The 18487-nt window shown below is 66.1% G+C and carries 16 protein-coding genes; 11 read left to right on the forward strand and 5 right to left on the reverse strand.

Annotation, left to right across the window (positions count from 1 at the left end; all coding sequences use genetic code 11):
- Positions 1–116: 116 nt before the first annotated feature.
- Entirely contained in the window at positions 117–896 is a 780-nt protein-coding gene (locus tag QX073_RS12560) for an SDR family NAD(P)-dependent oxidoreductase (protein ID WP_315826010.1), read from the reverse strand.
- Between the two features lie 136 nt (positions 897–1032).
- Here QX073_RS12560 and QX073_RS12565 point away from each other — a divergent pair, with 136 nt between their 5' ends.
- The 3 genes from QX073_RS12565 to QX073_RS12575 all read left to right on the forward strand — a co-directional run bounded on the left by QX073_RS12565 (position 1033) and on the right by QX073_RS12575 (position 3477).
- Positions 1033–2175, forward strand: coding sequence for a PQQ-dependent sugar dehydrogenase (locus QX073_RS12565; RefSeq protein ID WP_316225839.1), 1143 nt, complete (start codon positions 1033–1035; stop codon positions 2173–2175).
- Between the two features lie 121 nt (positions 2176–2296).
- Complete coding sequence (locus QX073_RS12570) at positions 2297–3031, forward strand: SDR family oxidoreductase (RefSeq protein WP_315713874.1); 735 nt, start codon at positions 2297–2299, stop codon at positions 3029–3031.
- 74 nt (positions 3032–3105) lie between these two features.
- A complete protein-coding gene (locus QX073_RS12575) occupies positions 3106–3477 on the forward strand; it encodes a CsbD family protein (RefSeq protein WP_315713875.1) in 372 nt (123 codons plus the stop codon).
- Between the two features lie 133 nt (positions 3478–3610).
- Here QX073_RS12575 and QX073_RS12580 read toward each other — a convergent pair whose 3' ends face one another.
- Together QX073_RS12580 and QX073_RS12585 are read right to left on the reverse strand one after the other, a co-directional pair.
- Positions 3611–5350 (reverse strand): DUF459 domain-containing protein, encoded by a 1740-nt coding sequence (locus QX073_RS12580; RefSeq protein WP_316225840.1) that lies wholly within the window; start codon positions 5348–5350, stop codon positions 3611–3613.
- A gap of 140 nt (positions 5351–5490) precedes the next feature.
- Entirely contained in the window at positions 5491–6885 is a 1395-nt protein-coding gene (locus QX073_RS12585; protein WP_315713877.1) for a lytic murein transglycosylase, read from the reverse strand.
- Positions 6886–7103: 218 nt separating this feature from the next.
- Here QX073_RS12585 and galU point away from each other — a divergent pair, with 218 nt between their 5' ends.
- A complete protein-coding gene (gene galU / locus QX073_RS12590; protein ID WP_315713878.1) occupies positions 7104–7985 on the forward strand; it encodes a UTP--glucose-1-phosphate uridylyltransferase GalU in 882 nt (293 codons plus the stop codon).
- A gap of 46 nt (positions 7986–8031) precedes the next feature.
- Here galU and QX073_RS12595 read toward each other — a convergent pair whose 3' ends face one another.
- On the reverse strand, positions 8032–9540 hold the full coding sequence (locus tag QX073_RS12595) for a sensor domain-containing diguanylate cyclase (RefSeq protein WP_316172636.1): 1509 nt from the start codon (positions 9538–9540) through the stop codon (positions 8032–8034).
- A gap of 143 nt (positions 9541–9683) precedes the next feature.
- Here QX073_RS12595 and QX073_RS12600 point away from each other — a divergent pair, with 143 nt between their 5' ends.
- The 7 genes from QX073_RS12600 to QX073_RS12630 all read left to right on the forward strand — a co-directional run bounded on the left by QX073_RS12600 (position 9684) and on the right by QX073_RS12630 (position 16363).
- Entirely contained in the window at positions 9684–9941 is a 258-nt protein-coding gene (locus QX073_RS12600) for a hypothetical protein (protein ID WP_315713880.1), read from the forward strand.
- A gap of 88 nt (positions 9942–10029) precedes the next feature.
- Positions 10030–10155 carry a hypothetical protein gene (locus QX073_RS34405; protein WP_410051199.1) on the forward strand — a complete coding sequence of 42 codons (126 nt, stop codon included), beginning with the start codon at positions 10030–10032 and terminating at the stop codon, positions 10153–10155.
- A gap of 508 nt (positions 10156–10663) precedes the next feature.
- Positions 10664–12457: a peptide ABC transporter substrate-binding protein gene (locus tag QX073_RS12610; RefSeq protein ID WP_316186664.1), complete on the forward strand. Its 1794-nt coding sequence runs from the start codon at positions 10664–10666 to the stop codon at positions 12455–12457.
- Positions 12458–12500: 43 nt separating this feature from the next.
- Positions 12501–13460, forward strand: coding sequence for an ABC transporter permease (locus QX073_RS12615; RefSeq protein WP_316165784.1), 960 nt, complete (start codon positions 12501–12503; stop codon positions 13458–13460).
- Positions 13426–14367 carry an ABC transporter permease gene (locus QX073_RS12620; RefSeq protein ID WP_315826014.1) on the forward strand — a complete coding sequence of 314 codons (942 nt, stop codon included), beginning with the start codon at positions 13426–13428 and terminating at the stop codon, positions 14365–14367. Before QX073_RS12615 ends, QX073_RS12620 begins: the two co-directional genes overlap by 35 nt.
- Positions 14367–15365: an ABC transporter ATP-binding protein gene (locus QX073_RS12625; protein WP_316225841.1), complete on the forward strand. Its 999-nt coding sequence runs from the start codon at positions 14367–14369 to the stop codon at positions 15363–15365. The genes QX073_RS12620 and QX073_RS12625 overlap by 1 nt, the downstream gene beginning before the upstream one ends.
- Positions 15365–16363, forward strand: a complete 999-nt coding sequence (locus QX073_RS12630) for a dipeptide ABC transporter ATP-binding protein (protein ID WP_315713886.1) — start codon at positions 15365–15367, stop codon at positions 16361–16363. The genes QX073_RS12625 and QX073_RS12630 overlap by 1 nt, the downstream gene beginning before the upstream one ends.
- Before the next feature lie 16 nt (positions 16364–16379).
- Here the strand turns inward: QX073_RS12630 and QX073_RS12635 are convergent, their stop codons facing one another.
- Positions 16380–18365 carry a cache domain-containing protein gene (locus tag QX073_RS12635; RefSeq protein WP_316201459.1) on the reverse strand — a complete coding sequence of 662 codons (1986 nt, stop codon included), beginning with the start codon at positions 18363–18365 and terminating at the stop codon, positions 16380–16382.
- Positions 18366–18487 lie beyond the last annotated feature (122 nt).

Raw genomic sequence — 18487 nt, forward strand, 5'->3', positions numbered from 1 at the left:
ATCAGGGCGGACTCCTGTCCGCTTCTTCTGATAGAAGAGGCTACGCCGGCGATGCGCGAAGTCAACGCAAGGCGCGGATCGCCGACCGCACGGCTGTCATGCCGACGCGTCAGACGTCATGCATTGCGGGCCATCAGCCCGCCGTCCACCGGGATCACCGCTCCGGTGAGGAACGACGCGGCCGGCAGGCACAGGCTCAAGGTCATGTGCGCGACTTCTTCGGGATCGCCGTAGCGGCCAAGCGCGGTGCGGCGCCGTGCATAGACCGCCTTCTGCTCATCTGGAATGCGCGCGGTCATCGCCGTGGTGATCGGGCCCGGACAGATGCAGTTGACGGTGATGCGATCGCGGCCGAGCTCGACCGCGAGCGAGCGCGTCAATCCGGTCACCCCGGCCTTTGCAGCCGAATAGGCGCTGTGCCGCGCGGTTGCGCCGAGCGCCTCGGTCGAAGCGATGTTGACGATGCGCGGGCTGTTCGAGCGGCGCAGATGCGGCAGCGCGGCACGGATGACGCGCTGCTGCGCCGTCAGCATGATGGCAAGCCCTCTTGCCCAGGCCTCGTCGTAGGCTTCGTCGTCGATCGCGACATGCACCGAGATGCCGGCATTGTTGACGATGACGTCGAGCCCGCCGAAATGCGTCGCAGCATCGCCGACGACGGCCGCGATGGCGTTGCGGTCGACGAGGTCGAGCCGCCAGGCGCGCGCCGTTCCGCCGCTGGCCTCGATGTCTGCCGCCACCGCGCGGGCCGCGTTCTCATCGACATCGGTGACTGCGACCCTGGCGCCTTCATCGGCGAACACGCGCGCGGTCGCGCGCCCCATCCCCGACGCGGCGCCGGTGATCAGGACGGTCAATCCCTTGACCGAGCGGCTGAGTTGCCTGTGCTGGTGCATATTTGCGGCTCACGGAAAAATGCGGATCGCATGCTCGCCGTCGGGATTATCACTGATCGGACGCATTCGGTAGGCACCGATCCGGCATGGCCGAATTCTCGTTGCCGACGACACGGATCAACAAACCGGAGTGATCATGGTGCTCTCCACGACCTTCCTGCGCCTGGCATTGGTGATGGGACTCGTTGCGACCACGGCCGCGCGAGCCGAGAGCATCAATGCCGGCGATCGCAAGGCAAGCGCCGTGCGCCCGTTCGAGGCGCGGAGCGTTGCCGAGTTCGATACGCCCTGGGCCATCGCCTTTCTGCCGGATGGGCGGATGCTGGTCACGGAGAAGCCAGGCCGGATCTTTCTCGTCACGCAAGGTGGGCAGAAGATCCAGATCGGCAACGTGCCCGCCGTCGCGGCGCGCGGACAGAACGGCCTCCTGGACATTGCGGTGTCGCCGAGCTTCGCGACGACGTCGCAGATCTATCTCACCTACACCGAGCCGGGCAGCGAAGGCAGCCGGCTCGTCCTGACCCGTGCCGTGTTGTCGGTTTCGAATGACAACGCCACGCTGACCGACCCCACCGTCATCTGGCGCCAGACGCCCGCCGGCGGCGGCGGGCAGCCCGGCGGCATCATCGCGTTCGATCCGTCGGGAACGCATCTGTTCCCGACGGTCGGCGACCGCATGCAGCCGAACAGCGCCCAGGATCCACGTCAGGCGCGCGGCAAGGTGCTCAGGCTCGATCTCGACGGCGCGACTCCGTCGGACAATCCCATGGCCGAGGACAAGGGCGTGCCGGCCCAGACGTGGACCACCGGCCACCGCAATCCCTACGGGCTCGCCTTCGCATCAGATGGCAAGCTCTGGCTGCACGAGATGGGACCACGCGGCGGCGACGAACTGAACCTGATCGAGCCGGGCAAGAACTACGGCTGGCCGCTGGTGTCGAACGGCGACAATTACAACGGCACGCCGATCCCGCGGCATGCGACGCGGCCCGACCTCGCGCCGCCGCCGCTCTATTGGGATCCTGTGATCGCGCCGGCCGGCCTGGTCTTCTATGATGGTCCGATGTTTCCGCAATGGAAGGGATCGGCGCTGATCGGAGGCTTGCGGGTGCACGCGCTGGTCCGCGTTGCCTTCCGGGCCGATGGTCAGCCTGACGAGGCCGAGCGCTGGGACATGGGCGAGCGCATCCGCGACGTCGCCGTGGCGCCGGACGGCGCCGTCTGGGTCATCGAGGACGACTCGCCCGGCCGCCTGCTGCGGCTGACACCGATGAAGTAGCTGCGCAGCAGCATTGATGCGAAGGCGCCGATGCCGGGGTCGCCACAGCCCGCGATGCCGTTGACAGGGCCTGCGCCGATCCCCACACCATCCGACAAACAACAAGAGAAGGAGTGGGGAGATGAACGCGCTCGATTTCACGGGACGCTCGGTGCTGGTGATCGGCGGATCGAGCGGCATCGGCAACGGCATCGCGCAGGCGTTTCGCGCGCAGGGCGCGCGCGTCGACGTCAGCGGCACGCGGGCGAGCGCCGCCGATTATGCCGAAGGTGAGGGCTCCGATCTCGCAGGGGTGAACTACCATCAGCTCGATGTGAGCGATCCCGGCGCGATCGAGAGCTTCGCGCCGCGGCTCGATCGGCTCGATGTGCTGGTGCTGGCGCAGGGCGCGGTATTGTACCGGCGCGGCGAATTCGCCATGGAGGGCTTTCGCAAGGTGGTCGAGGTCAACCTCATCAGCCTGATGGCCTGTGCGACGAAATTTCACGGCCTGCTGCGCGATGCCAGGGGCGCGCTCATCATTGTCTCGTCGACCGCGGCCTATCATTCGACCATGGGCAATCCGGCCTACAACGCCTCGAAAACCGGCGCGATGGGATTGACGCGAACCCTGGCCGAGGCGTGGGCGGAAGACGGCATCCGCGTCAACGGGATCGCGCCCGGGCTCGTCGACACCAAGATGACCAAGGTGACGACCGCCAATCCGAAGCGCCTCGAGGGCGCGCTGCAGCGCATTCCGCTGCGGCGGCTGGGGACGCCGCAGGACATGGCCGGTGCGGCGCTGTTCCTGGCCTCGCCGCTGTCGTCCTACATCATCGGCCAGACCCTCGTCGTCGACGGCGGCCTGATTTTGTAGTCGTCCGGAACCTGCGCCGTGCTGGCCGGTTAGCAGGCCAGCAATCCCGCACAATGCAGAGAAGGAGAGCGGCAATGGATCAGGATCGGCTGACCGGTACGGCCAAGGATGTCGCAGGCAAGATCGAAGGCGGCGTCGGCGAGATGTTGGGCGACAAGAGCACGCAGGCGTCGGGGCGTGCGCGCGAGGCCTCGGGCGTCGTGCAGAACATGTATGGCCAGGCCAAGGACGCGGCGCGCGAGGCCGGCGATGCGGCGATGGATTTCGCCAAGGATACGTTCGGCAACGGCTCCGAGACGCTGCGTGACGGCACGCAGGCGCTGACCAAGCGGGTTCAGGACAATCCGATGGGCGCGCTGCTGGTCGCCGGCGGCATCGGCTTCCTGCTGGCGATGCTGATGCGCTCGCCGAGCCGGCCGCAGCCGCCGCAGCGCTGGCGCTACTGAGCCTGCAAAGACCCGCTGACGATCAGATGACAATCAGCCCGCATTCGCTCTCGAATGCGGGCCGATTTGTCATTGGCACCTTGGTCCGGAATGATCCGCGTCGATCGCCCTCAGCGCCGAAATGTGGTCACGATCAGCGGCCCTGGGTCTCCAGCGATGCTGCCGAGCGGCCGACCAATCCTGGCGGCCGCGGCGGCGCGTTCGGATTGCGCGCGGCGGGCGGCCGCGCCGGCTGCTGTTGCTGCTGAGGTGCGCCGAAGCCGAAAAACTCACGAACGCCCTGATTCGGCTGCGGCGTTTGGGCTGGCGGCTGCTGGGTGGGCGCCACCGGCGTGGTCAGCCGCCTTTGCCGCGGCTGCGGCGACACCGGCCCAGGTGCTGCCGGCGTCGCTTCCGCCGGCGAAGTCGCTGCCATCGGCGCTTCGGGCCGGGTAGGCTCCTTCGGCGGCTCCTTGGCCTGCTCACGGCCGACCTCGCGGCGAGGCCAGACGAAATCGTCGGCGCGGCCGGCCGGCGGGCTCAGCGCCTCGCCCTTGACCAGGGTTCGGGCCGCCAGCGCGTCGACCGCCGCAGGTCGGGAGCCGGGGCCGCCCAGCAACTGATCGGTGCCGACGGATGACGCCACCAGCGGCAGGATCGGGCCGGCGACCGGCCGCGGCGCCGGCTGGCCCGGTACGGCATTGGCGTCCGGCGTGGCCGGCTCGTTCGGCAGCTCGAGCGGCGCGGAACGGGCCGCGAGCAGCCGGTTGATCTCACGCTCGGCATAATGGGCGAGCTTGCGCGCGCCCGGCTTGGTGAAATAGACGCCGTCATAGGAGCGCAGCTGGCGGATCTGGCCCTCGAAGTCCGGGCCTTTCTGCAGGAAGCGGCCGGCCTCGTCGACGAAGCCGTCCCAGACATCGACATAGGTGATGCCGGCCTTGCCGGCGGCATCGCGATACAGCGAGTCGAGGAACAGCGTGTCCGCCGTCCCCTTGGGACCGCGAACCGCGGGCAGGCCGACCCAGAGCACGGGCACGCCCTTGCTCTTGGCGATCGCGATCATCTCCTCGATCTTCTTCGTATACAGCTCGACCCAGCGCTCGTCCCGGAACTCGTAGAGGCCGCCCGGCGAGCGGGCGGCCTTCTCCGGTGCCGCGACCGCAGGCGTGTCGTTGTCGGCCTCGTCCTGCGGCAGATCGGTATCGGCAGCCTTGTCGTCGGGCTTGGCCGCCGTGTCGGCCTTGCCATCCGGCTTGGCTTCGCCCGGCTTGGTCTCACCAGGCTTTGTCTCACCAGGCTTGGCCTTGGCATCCTTCTTGGCCTTGTCGCCCTTCTTGTCGTCGGTCTTCTCGATCGCGGGCTCGCGCAGCGAGATGCGGTCGTTGAGGCCGAGCATGATGACGATGGCGTCGGCGCGTTCGGTCGCCAGGATACCCTTGGCGGCGGCGGCCCAGTCGGCCGGCTCGCCCCTGGGCTGATACTTGATGAGGCCCGACGTGGTCCGGATCCTGCGGGTCACGCCCATGTCGGGCTGCTCGGCATAGGCCTCTTCCAGGCCATAGGCGAGCCAGTCGGCCATGGCGTCGCCGAGCACCAGCACGTAGCGGTCCGGCGCGCCATCACGCTTCTCCGGCGGCGGCGCCTTGGAATAGTCTTGGATCACCCTCTTCGGCTGTTGCTGCGGGAACGGAGCGAAGAATTCGCCGCCGAACCAACCTCCGCCACCTCCACCGCCGCGCGGTGCCGGGCGGGGCGAAGCGAACGGGTTGAAGTTGAAGAACTGGGCCGAGGCGGGACCGGCGATGCCGACGAGCATGGCGATGACGACCGCCAGCACGACCAGCGGGCCGGGCTCGTTCAACAGCTTGAGGATGGACTTCAGCTTTGACATGCGCACCCGTCGCGCGGCGTGATCGTGACGATTCATATAATAGGACGCGAATCAGGCCGCAAACGGGCATTCACCGGATGGTGTTGACGGCGCCGGTAATCGCCCCAGAAGGTTACCGGCAGGGCAGATTGGGGCTGCGATCAGCGCGTCCGCAGCCGTTCGAGCACATCCGAGGTGGCAAATCCGTCCGCCGGCGCCCCGATCGAGGCCTGGAAGTTCCGCAGCGCCTCGCGCGTCTGGCCGCCGAACTGGCCGTCCGGCGTTCCGCGGTAAAATCCGCGCTCGGCGAGCAATTGCTGCAGCTCGAGCCGCTCGCCGCGCGACAGCGTTCGCTCCTCGCGCGGCCAGGCCTGAACGAACGGCGGTGCGCCGCGGAGGCGGTCGGCGAAGTGTCCGATCGCCAGCGCATAGGCTTCCGCAGGGTTGTATTTCATGATGACGCGGAAGTTCTGCAGCATCAGGAAGCCGGGGCCCTGGGCGCCGGCCGGCGCCAGCAGATAGGCCTTTTCGGCGCCAGTCGGGAACGGCTGACCGTTGGCCCGCCGCAGGCCGAGCTGTTCCCACTGGGCGAAGCTCATGCTCTTGGCGCGGTCGGCGAGCATGTAGTTGAAGCCCTGGGGCACCACGACCTCGTAGCCCCAGCTCTGGCCGCTCTGCCAGCCGTCCTTCTTCAGATTGTTGGCGGTGGAGGCGATCAGGTCGGCCGGATTGTCGACGACGTCGCGGCGGCCGTCACCATCGGCATCGACGGCGAAGCGCTTGAACGCGGTCGGCATGAACTGGGTCGGGCCGAAGGCGCCTGCCCAGGAGCCGCGCAACTGCTCGGGGCGCAAATCGCCGCGATTGAGGATTTCCAGGGCGGAGAGGAACTCATCCTTGAAATAGGCCTGGCGGCGGCCGATGCAGGCGAGCGTCGCGGTCGACTGCAGCACGCTACGGTCGCCGATCTGGGTCGAGTAGTTGGACTCGATGCCCCAGATCGAAGCGACGATGTAGCGGTCGACGCCATAGGTACGCTCGGCCGCATCGAACTGCGGCTTGTACTTCGCCAGCACCTCGCGGCCCTTCGCCAGCCGGTTGTCGTTCACCAGGATGTCGAGATAGTCCCAGATCGATTTGGTGAATTCGGGCTGCGCGTCGAGCAGGTCCATGATGCGCAGGTCCGGCGACAGGCCGGCGGTAAAGCGCTGGAAATTGTCCTGCGTGATGTTGCGTCGTGCGGCATCTGGCCACATGCCGGCGACGCAATTGTCGAAATTGCCGGCGGCTTCGCGGATCGCCGCCGCCGTCATCAGCGGATGGCCGGAGGCGCCGTCCTGGCCGCTCCACGGCTGCGGCCCGCCGGCGGCAGGGGGCTGGTTGGGGGCGGGGTCGCCCTTCGTCAGGGTGCCCGTGAACAGGCCGTCGAGAAAGTTCAGCGGCCCGCCTGAGGATTGCGCGACAGCGGAACCAGACACCACCGTCAACGCCGTGACCAGAACCGCCGCGCCAGCACCGGCCTTCAGAGCTGTCAGCATCACGTTCCGTCGCATCATGTCTCGATCCAGATCGCATGGAAGATCGGCCTCCACGAGGCCCGGTCCTGCTTAACGGGAGATTAACAAGGTTAACGATTTCCGCAGCGAAATTTAGCCGTTCGGTCCGTGTCGAGCGGAACACTGGACCAACATCCGCCTTTGTTCTCGGCTGCAAACGAGCTACCTAAAATGCGATCGATTTCGCATTCATATCGCCACAAGGTCTAGTCATCCCCATGAAGATCCGCAAAGCCGTTTTTCCGGTCGCCGGTCTCGGCACCCGCGTCCTGCCCGCCACCAAGGCGATGCCGAAGGAAATGCTGACGATCGTCGACAAGCCGCTCATCCAATACGTCTTCGACGAAGCCAAGGAGGCGGGCATCGAGCATTTCGTGTTCGTGACCGGGCGAAACAAGACCGCGATCGAGGATCATTTCGACCGCATGTACGAGCTCGACGCGACGCTCGCGGCGCGCGGCAAGAAGACCGAGATGGAAATCCTCGCGCGCGACCAGCCGGAGGCCGGCGCGGTCAGCTTCACCCGCCAGCAGGCGCCGCTCGGGCTCGGCCATGCCGTGTGGTGCGCGCGCGACATCGTCGGTGACGAGCCGTTCGCGGTGGTGCTGCCCGACGAGCTGGTGCTGAACGCGCCGGGGTGCCTGGCGCAGATGATTGCTGCCGCCAGCAAGCTGCCGGAAAAGAGCAACGTGCTCGCCGTGCAGGAGGTGCCAGCCGACCAGACCCATCAATACGGCATCTGCGGCGTCGGCAAGCGCGACGGCAAGATGTTCGAGGTCGACGGCATGGTCGAGAAGCCGGCCAAGGGCACCGCGCCGTCGAACTTCTCGATCACCGGGCGCTACATCCTGCAGCCGGAGATCTTCCAGATCCTCGCGACGCAGGAGCGCGGCGCCGGCGGCGAGATCCAGCTCACCGACGCGATGATCGGCCTGTCGAAGACGCAGAAATTCTACGGCGTGGACTTCGACGGCGAGCGGCATGATTGCGGCTCGAAGTCCGGCTTCCTGAGGGCCAACATCGCCTTCGCCATGGCGCGAGCCGACCTGCGCGATGGCCTGCGCGCGGACATGAAGCGCTATCTCGAAGGCAAGGGCTGAGGCCAAGCCGGCGCGAAATGCCGCGCCTTCGAGGCGGTTGGCGGCATCACGCCGCCAGCGAAGCCGCGGGTGACGGATGACGCACCGCTGCGCTGGCGCAGCGGTTACGGCCCGCGGCCTTGGCCATGTACAGGGCGCGGTCGGCGGCATTGAGCAGGCCGGTCCAGTCCGTGTCGCGCGACGGCGTGACGCTGGCGGCGCCGATGCTGATCGAGGTGGTGCACGCTTCTCCCGCCCACAGCTTGACCTTGCTGCGGATCGTCTCCGCGACGCGCAGCGCATCCGCTTCCGAGGTCCCCGGCAGCAGCACCGCGAACTCCTCGCCGCCATAACGCGCGGCGCAGTCGCCGGCGCGCCGCACCGAATCGGAGATGCACACGGCGATGCCGACCAGCACCTGATCGCCGGCCTGGTGCCCATGGGTGTCGTTGTAGCTCTTGAAGTGATCGGCATCGATCATCAGCAGCCCCAGCGGCGCGCCGGCGCGCTGCGCCCGCCGCCATTCGAGTTCGATGGTCTCGTCGAACTTGCGCCGATTCTTCAGGCCCGTCAGCGGATCCGTGGTCGCGAGCTGCTCCAGTCTGGATTCGACCTTCGCCCGGAGCTGGATCTCGCGCGCGGCGACCTGCGTCGCGGCCAGGACGAACACGATCAGCGCCAGCATCATCGCCCCGATCTCTGCAGCCTCATGGCGCCAGTATGCATAGACGCTGTCCCACGACTTGCTGGCGATCACGACCAGCGGCTCATTGGCATTGCGCCAGACCAGCAGCCGCGGCAGATCGTCCAGCGCGCCATAGCTGCTCGACCAGCCGGCCGGCTCGGTGAGCGCGCGGGTCACGGCCGGCGCCCGCGCTAGGTTGCGCCCGATCGCGCCGGAATCGAACGGCGCGCTGACGATGACGGTGCCGTCGCGCCGGAGCACGGTGATGTTGTCGCCCGCCCCGAGCGTGAGCCTTGCGAACAGGTCGCGGAAATAGCCGAGGCGGATCGAGCCGGCGACGACGCCGGCGAAGCGTCCGTCCGGCGTCGAGATGCGGCGGCTGAGAACGATGGAATATTGGCCATGATGCTGAGCGGGCCGCCCGACATAGAGCCCGGTGTCGGGCCGGTCGCGATGCACCTGGAAGAAATCGGCGTCGCTGCGGTCCTCCGGCAGCGGGTCGAGCGTCGACGACTCGAGCGACAGCCGCCCGCGGGCATCAAAGACTTGGATGGTGCCGAAATTCTTCGCGGTGGACGAACGGTCGAACAGGATCAATTGGCGGACGTGCTTGCTGACCTCGTTGATTTCGGGCAGCAACATGTTGCTGGCCACCGCCCGCAGCGAGAGATCGTAGAGCTCGACGGTGCGGCTGATGTCGGCGCCGATGCTGGCGGCCATGTTCTCCAGCGCCTGCCGGGCGCGGACTTCCTCGCTCCGGCGCAGGTCGATCATGACGCTGGCGCAGATGGCGGAGAAACCGATGATGGTCGAGATGGAGCAGGTGATCAGCGTGCGCGCCGAAAGCCGCCAAGGCTGCGTCGCCCGGCCCGTTCGGCGTGTCCAGCGCATCGGATCGTCCCGTCCCCCGTGGAGTCCCGTCCGTAGACTGACGGATAAAGCCGAAGTAACGCATGTTAGGTTAACGAGTCGTTGCGTTCGCCGCGCCTGTCGTCAAGGCGGCCGCACACGCGCTGGTACGATGGAGTCGAGACTTGCCGGACTATGATGCGCTTCGAGACTATCTCAAGCGGCAGACCCGCCCCGAGCTGGTGCTCAGCCTCGACGAGATCGAGGAGCTGATCGGCGACGGCCTGCCGCGCGCCGCGCAGCGCGCCTCGTGGTGGGACAGCCTGCGAAGTCCGCAGGAGAAGATGCCGCAGCGCGAGGCCTGCCTGGCGGCAGGCTATGTCGCGACCCGGCTGCCCGATGGCAAGGGCGTCCGCTTCCGCAAGCTGAAGCCGGAGCGCTGAGCTGCATCTGTGTCCGCGGCACTGGGGCTGTGTCCTGATTTTCCGGCGGTAGTGCTTCGCGCTCAACGTCGACGAGGCGATCGAGGTTTTGGAGAACGCCGGCTGGAAGAAGGGCGCGAGCGGCATTCGCGAGAAGGGCGGCAAGCCGCTCAAGCTCGTGGTCCAGATCTCCACCAACGTCCCGCGGCCGAAGAACCATGTCATCGTCACGTAGGCCTGCCAGAAGGCGGGCATCGAGCTCGAGCCGAAGTCGGTGGTGGCTCGGCGTTCTTCTCCAGCGACGTCGCCAATTCCGACACCTACACGCACGTCTACTGCGACATGGAGATGCTGATGATCAACGATGGCGTCGCCGGGTCCGCGCGTCAGCGGCATCCGCAAAGGTTTGTCGAGCCATTCCTCGGAATGGGACAATGACCTCTGGCAGTTGCCGAACTGGTGTCGCGAGAGCTGAGCGCACATCGAGAGCGTTCATTCCGAAGCAGAACATTCCGGTGTGTGGCGACCGTCGCGAGCGACGTAGTTCCATTTTCCGGGATGTGACTCGCAGTCAATCTTTCCGCATCTGCGAAGTGCGACAATCGATCCGTTCTTTATTGCGGAATTGGCCCGGATTCTGCTTTGACAGTCGCTTCGAAGGCTGATCCAATTTTATGCAGTTCCCGATCGATCCAGGACGGGGACGCGTTTTTGGCATTCAGCACCACCTTTGGAGTCGATGAATGAACGAGCGTGACCTCCGTAGCCAGATCGCTGATGTCAAAGCAGGACGCCTGTCACGGCGCGAATTTGTGCAGCGGATGATTGCCGTGGGGCTGACCGCGCCGATGGCTGGCGCGATGCTCTCCTACTCAGGCGCCGCGGTCGCTGCTGATGCCATCCCCTACAAGCCGACCAAGGCCGGTGGCGGCGGTCCGCTCAAGCTGCTGCTCTGGCAGGCGCCGACGCTGCTCAATCCGCATTTCGCCATCGGCACCAAGGACCAGGAGGCCAGCCGCCTGTTCTACGAACCGCTGGCCGGATGGGACAAGGAGGGCAATCTGGTGCCGATTCTCGCGGCCGAGATTCCGAGCAAGGAGAATGGCGGTCTTGCCGCCGACGGCATGTCGGTGACCTGGAAGCTGAAGAAGGGCGTCAAATGGCACGACGGCAAGCCGTTCACGGCCGACGACGTCATCTTCAACTGGGAATACGCCAACAACCCCGAGACCTCGGCGGTCTCGATCGGCAGCTACAAGAACGTCAAGTCGATCGAGAAGATCGACGATCTGACCGTGAAGCTGGTCTTTCCGCAGCCGACGCCGTTCTGGGCCGATGCCTTCGTCGCCTCGTTCGGCTGCATCATCCCCAAGCATCACTTTGCGGATTATATCGGGGCGAAGTCGCGCGAGGCGCCGGCGAACCTGAAGCCGGTCGGTACCGGTCCCTACATGTTCGTGGACTTCAAGCCGGGCGACACCGTCGCCGGCAAGCGCTTTCCGGACTATCACGTGCCGACGCAGCCCTATTTCGACACGGTCGAGATCAAGGGCGGCGGCGACGCGGTCTCCGCTGCGCGCGCAGTGCTGCAGACCGGTGAATACGATTACGCCTACAATCTGCAGGTCGAGGACGAGATCCTGACCAAGCTCGAGGCGGGCGGCCAGGGCAAGACCGAGCTGACGCTGACCGGCAACATCGAGTATATCGGCCTCAACGTCACCGACCCCAATGTCGAGGTCGACGGCGAGCGCGCCAGCCTGAAGACCAAGCACCCGCTGTTCTCCGATCCCGAGGTGCGCAAGGCGATCAATCTCCTGATCGACCGTGCGTCGGTGCAGAAATTCATCTATGGACGCGCCGGCGTCGCGACGCCCAACTTTCTCAACAACCCCGAGCGCTTCCGCTCCAAGAACAATACTTTCGAGTTCTCGATCGAGAAGGCCAACCAGATCCTCGACGCCGCCGGCTGGAAGAAGGGCGCCTCCGGCATCCGCGAGAAGGACGGCAAGCCGCTCAAATTCGTGTTCCAGACCTCGATCAACGGCCCGCGCCAGAAGAACCAGGCGATCATCAAGCAGGCGTTCCAGAAGGCCGGCATCGAGGTCGAGCTGAAGTCGGTGGTCGCGTCGGTGTTCTTCTCCTCGGACGTCGCGAACCCCGACACCTACTCGCATTTCTACTGCGACATGCAGATGTATCAGACCACGATGCCGCAGGCGGATCCGCAGTTCTTCATGAACCAGTTCGTGTCCACCGAGGCCGCGACCAAGGAGAACAAGTGGCAGGGCCGCAACATCTGCCGCTGGCAGAACAAGGAGTATGACGAGACCTACATGCTGGCCCAGAGCGAGCTCGATCCGGTCAAGCGCGCCGCGCTGTTCATCAAGCTCAACGATCTCGTCGTGCGTGACAACTACGTCCTGCCGGAGATCAACCGGCTCAATGCGATCGGCGTGAAGAACGGCATGGTGCTGTACAAGAGCGGCTGGGACAACGATCTGGCGTTCATCGCCACCTGGTATCGGGCGAGCTGACGCGCGGCCAGCATGACCAGCCAGACATCGTAGGGGTGGAGCGATGGGAAACTATCTTCTCAGGCGCCTCATCGTCGCTGTGCCGAGCCTGCTCGGCATCAGTCTCATTCTGTTCGTGCTGCTCGCGCTGGCACCGGGCGATCCATTCGGCGAGCTCGCGAGCAACCCGAACGTGCCGCCCGAGGTGCGCGAGGCGCTGCGCATCAAGTTCGGGATGAACGATCCCGTGCTGTTGCGCTATGTCCACTGGCTGGTCGCCATGTTCCAGGGCGACTGGGGCTTCTCCTTCGCCAGCCGCGTCAACGTCGACACGCTGATCCTGCAGCGGATACCGACCACGCTCTACGTGGTCGGCACCGCGCAGATCCTGGCGCTGGCGGTGGCGCTGCCGGTGGGCGTGCTCGCGGCGCGGCGGCCGTATTCGATCTTCGACCAGATCGCCAACACCTTCGCCTTCATCGGCTTCTCGCTGCCGACCTTCTTCACCGGCCTGCTGCTGATCCTGATCTTCAGCGTCAATCTCGGCTGGCTGCCGTTCGTCTATCGCGCCGACCTGCAGGCGACCGGCTGGCAATGGTGGTGGGAGAGCATCAAGCAGGCGATCATGCCGGTCATGGTGCTCGGCCTCTACCAGGCGGCGTCCTATACGCGCTATGTCCGCTCCGCCGTGCTCGACGTCATCAAGCTCGACTACGTCACGACCGCGCGTTCCAAGGGCCTCGACGAGGGCAAGGTGATCGTCAAGCACGTCGTGCGCAATGCGCTGATCCCGGTGGTGACGCTGGTCGCGCTGCAGATGCCGACGGTGTTCGGCGGCGCCATCGTCACCGAGCAGATCTTCCGCATTCCCGGCATCGGCTCGCTCCTGATCAGCGCGATCCTCGCCAACGATACGCCGGTCATCATGGCGGTGACCTTCGTGTTCGCCTGTCTCGTCGTCCTCTTCAACCTCATCGCAGACATTCTGTATGGCTGGCTTGACCCACGCATCTCCTTCCGTTGAGACGGTGCCGGTCGTCGCATCGCCCAAACGGCGTTTCTCGCCGGGCCGCGACGCGCTCCGCCGCTTCCTCCGTCACCGCCTCGCGGCGGCCAGCATCGTCGTGCTGCTGCTGCTCGCGCTCTCGATCCTGCTCGGCCCGTGGCTGTGGCGGATTCCGATCAACGAGATCGACTTCACGGCACGCCTCGCGCCGCCGTCCTGGGAGCACCCGTTCGGCACGGACGATCTCGGCCAGGATCTGCTGGCGCGCATGATCTATGGCGGCCGCATCTCGCTTGCGGTCGGCTTTGCCGCGATGGGCGTGGCGCTGTTCGTCGGCATTCTCGTCGGTGCGATCGCCGGCTCGGCCAAGGGACCGGTGGATGCCGCGCTGATGTGGCTGACCGATCTGTTTCTGTCGCTGCCGCAACTGCCGCTGCTGCTCCTGATCATCTATTTGTTCCGCGATTTCCTCAAAGGCTGGCTCGGCCCGGAAGGCGGCGTGTTCGTGCTCATCGTGCTCGTGATCGGCGGCTTCCGCTGGATGCATGTGGCGCGTCTGGTCCGCGCCCAGTTCCTGTCGCTGCGCGAGAAGGAATTCGTCGAGGCGGCGCGCGCGCTCGGCGCCTCCAACACCCGTCTCGTCGTTCGCCACATCCTGCCGAACGCGCTGGGGCCGGTGATCGTCGCCGGCACCATCGACGTCGCGGCCGCGATCATCGCGGAATCGACGTTGTCGTTCCTCGGTCTCGGCTTCCCGCCGGACATTCCGACCTGGGGCCGGCTGCTGTTCGACGCCAAGGACTATCTCGACATCGCGCCGCATTGGGCGCTGTTCGCCGGCGGCGCGATCTTCCTCACGGTCATCGCGATCAACTTCATCGGCGATGGCCTGCGCGATGCGCTCGATCCGCGGAAGGTGATGTGATGGACGCGCGCGTGGCTCCGCTGCTCGAGATCAAGGGGCTGAAGACCTATTTCAACACCGACGAGGGCGAGGTCCAGGCCGTCGACGGCGTCGACATCTCGATCGGCAGCGGCGAGACCCTGTGCGTGGTCGGCGAGTCCGGCTCCGGCAAGACCGTCACCGCGATGTCGGTGCTGAAGTTGATCGCGATGCCGCCCGGCCGCATCGCCGGGGGCCAGATCCTGTGGCAGGGCCGTGACCTGGTGCCGCTCGGCTCGTCCGAGATGAACAAGATCCGCGCCAGCGAGATCGCGATCGTGTTCCAGGAGCCGATGACCTCGCTCAACCCGGTCTACACCGTCGGCGATCAGATCGCCGAGGTGATCCGGCTGCATCAGGGCCTGTCCAACAAGGCGGCGATGGATCGGGCGGCCGAGATGCTGGCGCTGGTGCAGATCCCCAATCCGAAAGCCCGCATTCACGACTACCCGCATCACTTTTCCGGCGGCCAGCGCCAGCGGGTGATGATCGCGATGGCGCTGTCGTGCAACCCGAAGCTCCTGATCGCCGACGAGCCGACCACCGCGCTCGACGTCACGATCCAGGCGCAGATCCTCGATCTGCTGCTCGACATGAAGGAGCGGCTCGGCATGTCGATCATGCTGATCACCCACGCGATGGGCGTCGTGGCCGAGGTCGCGCAGCGTGTCGTGGTGATGTATGCCGGCCGGGTCGCGGAGGAGGCGCCGGTCGAGCGGCTGTTTGCCAATCCGCGCCATCCCTATACGCAGGGCCTGATCCGCTCGATCCCGCGGATCGATCTCGACGCGGTCAGGAAGAGCCGGCTGGAAAGCATCCCCGGCAGCGTGCCGAAGCTGGTCAATCCGCCGGAGGGCTGCCGCTTCGCCTCTCGCTGCCGCTTCGCCATTCCCGATTGCAGGACCGCGCAGCCTCTGCTGCGCGAGATCGAGCCCGGCCACAAGGTAGCGTGCATCCGCGCCGAAGAGATGTTGCTGTGATGACCGAAGCTGCCATTGCCACCCCCGTCGTACCCGCGCCGCTGCTCAGCGTACGCAACCTGACCAAGGCGTTCCCGATCCGGGGCGGGCTCTTGAAGCGCCAGATCGGCAGCGTGCGGGCCGTGGACGGCGTCAACTTCGACATCGAGCCGAGCGAGACCTTCGGCCTCGTCGGCGAGTCCGGCTGCGGCAAATCGACCACCGGGCGCTGCGTCCTCCGGCTGATCGAGCCGAGCTCGGGCGAACTGAATTTCGAGGGCAAGGACGTCATCGCGCTGTCCGGCGAAAGCCTGCGCGCGCTTCGCCGCGACATTCAGATCATCTTCCAGGACCCCTATGCCTCGCTCAACCCGCGCATGACCATCGGCGCCATCATCGGCGAGGCGCTGACCATCCATGGGCTGGCGACCTCACGCCAGCAATACGAGGCGCGCATCGTTCATCTCCTGGAGACCGTCGGCCTGCAGGCCGACCACATGACGCGCTATCCGCACGAGTTCTCGGGCGGCCAGCGCCAGCGCATCGGCATCGCGCGGGCGATCGCGGTCGAGCCCAAGCTGATCATCTGCGACGAGCCGGTGTCGGCGCTCGATGTGTCGATCCAGGCCCAGGTCATCAACCTGCTCGAGGATCTGCAGCAGAAGTTCGGCATCGCCTATCTGTTCGTCGCCCACGACCTCTCGGTCGTCGAGCACATCAGCCGCCGCGTCGCGGTGATGTATCTTGGCCGCATCGTCGAGACCGCGCCGTCACGCCAGCTCTATTCGACGCCGAAACATCCCTACACCGAGGCGCTGCTGTCGGCGGTGCCGATCCCGGATCCGAGCGTCAAGCGCAAGCGCGTGCGGCTCAAGGGCGAGGTGCCGAGCCCGATCAATCCACCATCGGGCTGTCACTTTCATACCCGCTGCCCGATCGCCAAGGACGTCTGCAGCAAGGAAGTGCCGCCATTGAAGGCAAGCGCCGAGGGGCATCTCGTCGCCTGCCATTTCCGTTGAGGCGGAGATCGGCGCGTTACGCCGCCTGACGGTCCGAGACCAGCGCCGTCAGCCGCGCCGATTGCTCCGGGTTCAATGCGAACTGGACCAACGCGGTACGGTCGCCAACGCGGGTCACGGTCCCCGGCAGATCGGACACCATGCCGGTGATGGCAAGCGTCACCGACGTGTTCATCGTCAGACGAACCGGAACGGCTTCGAGCAGGGCGCCGCCGAGCGAGAGGTTGCGCACGGTGACAGGGATCGCTTCGCCGTTCACCTGCAGCGTGCCCGGGCGGTTGATGTTGAGCCGCGTCGACAGCCGGCGATCGACGTCGGCAGTCGACGTCCGGATCACCCGCACCAGTTCGGTGCGCAGCCGCTGCACCTTGTCGGCGACAACAGTCGAGCCGTCGCGGATGTCGGTCGAGCGCCGGCCGGCCTCGCTGGCTTCGCGAGAGACCTCGGCGATCTGGCTGGCGACCTCGCGCGCGGCGGCGGACGTCTCCTCGACCGTGCGCGAAATCTCGATGGTCACGCTGTTCTGCGCCTGGATCGCATCGGCAATGCCGGAGGATACGGCTTCGACGTTGCGGATGACTTCGCCGATCGCCCCGATCGAGGTGACCGAGGCGCGGGTCGAGTCCTGAATCTCGGCAATCTGCTGCGCGATCTCGCTGGTCGCCTTGGCGGTCTGCTCGGCGAGCGATTTCACCTCGGAGGCGACGACCGCAAAGCCGCGGCCTGCATCGCCGGCCCGGGCGGCCTCGATGGTGGCGTTCAGCGCCAGCAGGTTGGTCTGGCCGGCAATCTCGCTGATCAGGCTGGTCACGGCGCCGACCTTGTCGGCGGCTTCCGACAGCTTCGCGATGGTGGCCTGGGCGTCGGACGAGGCGGCAACGGCCTTGCGCGTGAGCTCGCGCGACGAGCTGACCTGGCTGGAGATCTGCGAGATCGAGGCGGCGAGCTGGGCCGACGCCTTGGCGACCGTCTGGGTGGTGGCGAGGGCCTGCTCGGCCGCCGCCGCAACGCTGCTCGAGTTGCGCTCCAGCGTCAGCGCACTGTCGGTCATCGACTTGGCATTGTCGGCCATGTGGCCGGTTCCCTGCGCGACCTCGCCGACCGCGCTGCTGGCGGCCTGCTCGACGGCTTCGGCCATCTCCTGCAGCGCCTTGGTCTTGATGCGCTCTGCGACCTGGCGCTGCTCGTCTTCGAGCATCGCGGTCTGCCGCGCCTTCTCCTCGGTCTTCTGCCTGAACTGCTCGATCGAGCGCGCCATGTCGCCGAGCTCGTCGCTGCGGTTCTGGCCCGGCAGCTTGATGTCGAAGTTTCCATTGCCGAGCTCGGTCAGCGCGCCACTCATCGCGGCCAGCGCCGACGACATCCGCCGCGCGATGATCAGCGTGATCGATCCGATGATCAGCATCACCAGCATGGCGGCAATGAACACGCTGCGCTTGCTCTCCCACATCTGGGCTTCGAGATCATCGACATAGACACCGGTGCCGATGATCCAGCCCCAGGGCTCGAAGCCGGCGACATAGGACATCTTCGGCTGTGGCGCATCCTTGCCGGGCTTTGGCCACATGTAGTCGACGACACCGGCGCCCTGGCGCTTGACGACGTCGACCATTTCGACGAACAGCCGCTTGCCGGTCGGGTCCTTGTTGTCGGCGAGGTTCTGACCATTCAGCTCCGGCTTGATCGGATGCATGACCATCTTCGGACCCATGTCGTTGATCCAGAAGTAGTCGCCGCTGCCGTAGCGCAGCTTGCCGATCCGCTCGGCCGCCTTCTTCTGCGCGACCTCGGGCGGCACCTTGTCGCGCGCGATCGCGTCATATTCCTCGCGGGCGATGCTGACTGCCGTCTGCGCCAGATGGCTCAGCTCGCTCTGCCGCTGATCCTTGAGAGCGGTCTCGAGGTTCTGGCTCTGCGTTGCGGCGAGCCCCACCAGTCCACAGAACGACAGGCCGATGATCGCGTAGATGCGGAAAGCGAGAGAGAAACGCGGCTGAGCCATGGGGCGGTCCGGGCAAATGAGGGAGCTAGATGCGAGTGATTTTAAGGATTCGCAGTTGATGCCCGGTTAAGTGTGGATGGTAACCAATTGCCGCACTCGCGAGGCATTCCCGTAGTAATACG

The sequence above is a fragment of the Bradyrhizobium sp. SZCCHNS3052 genome (assembly GCF_032484495.1).
Classification (GTDB): Bacteria; Pseudomonadota; Alphaproteobacteria; order Rhizobiales; family Xanthobacteraceae; genus Bradyrhizobium.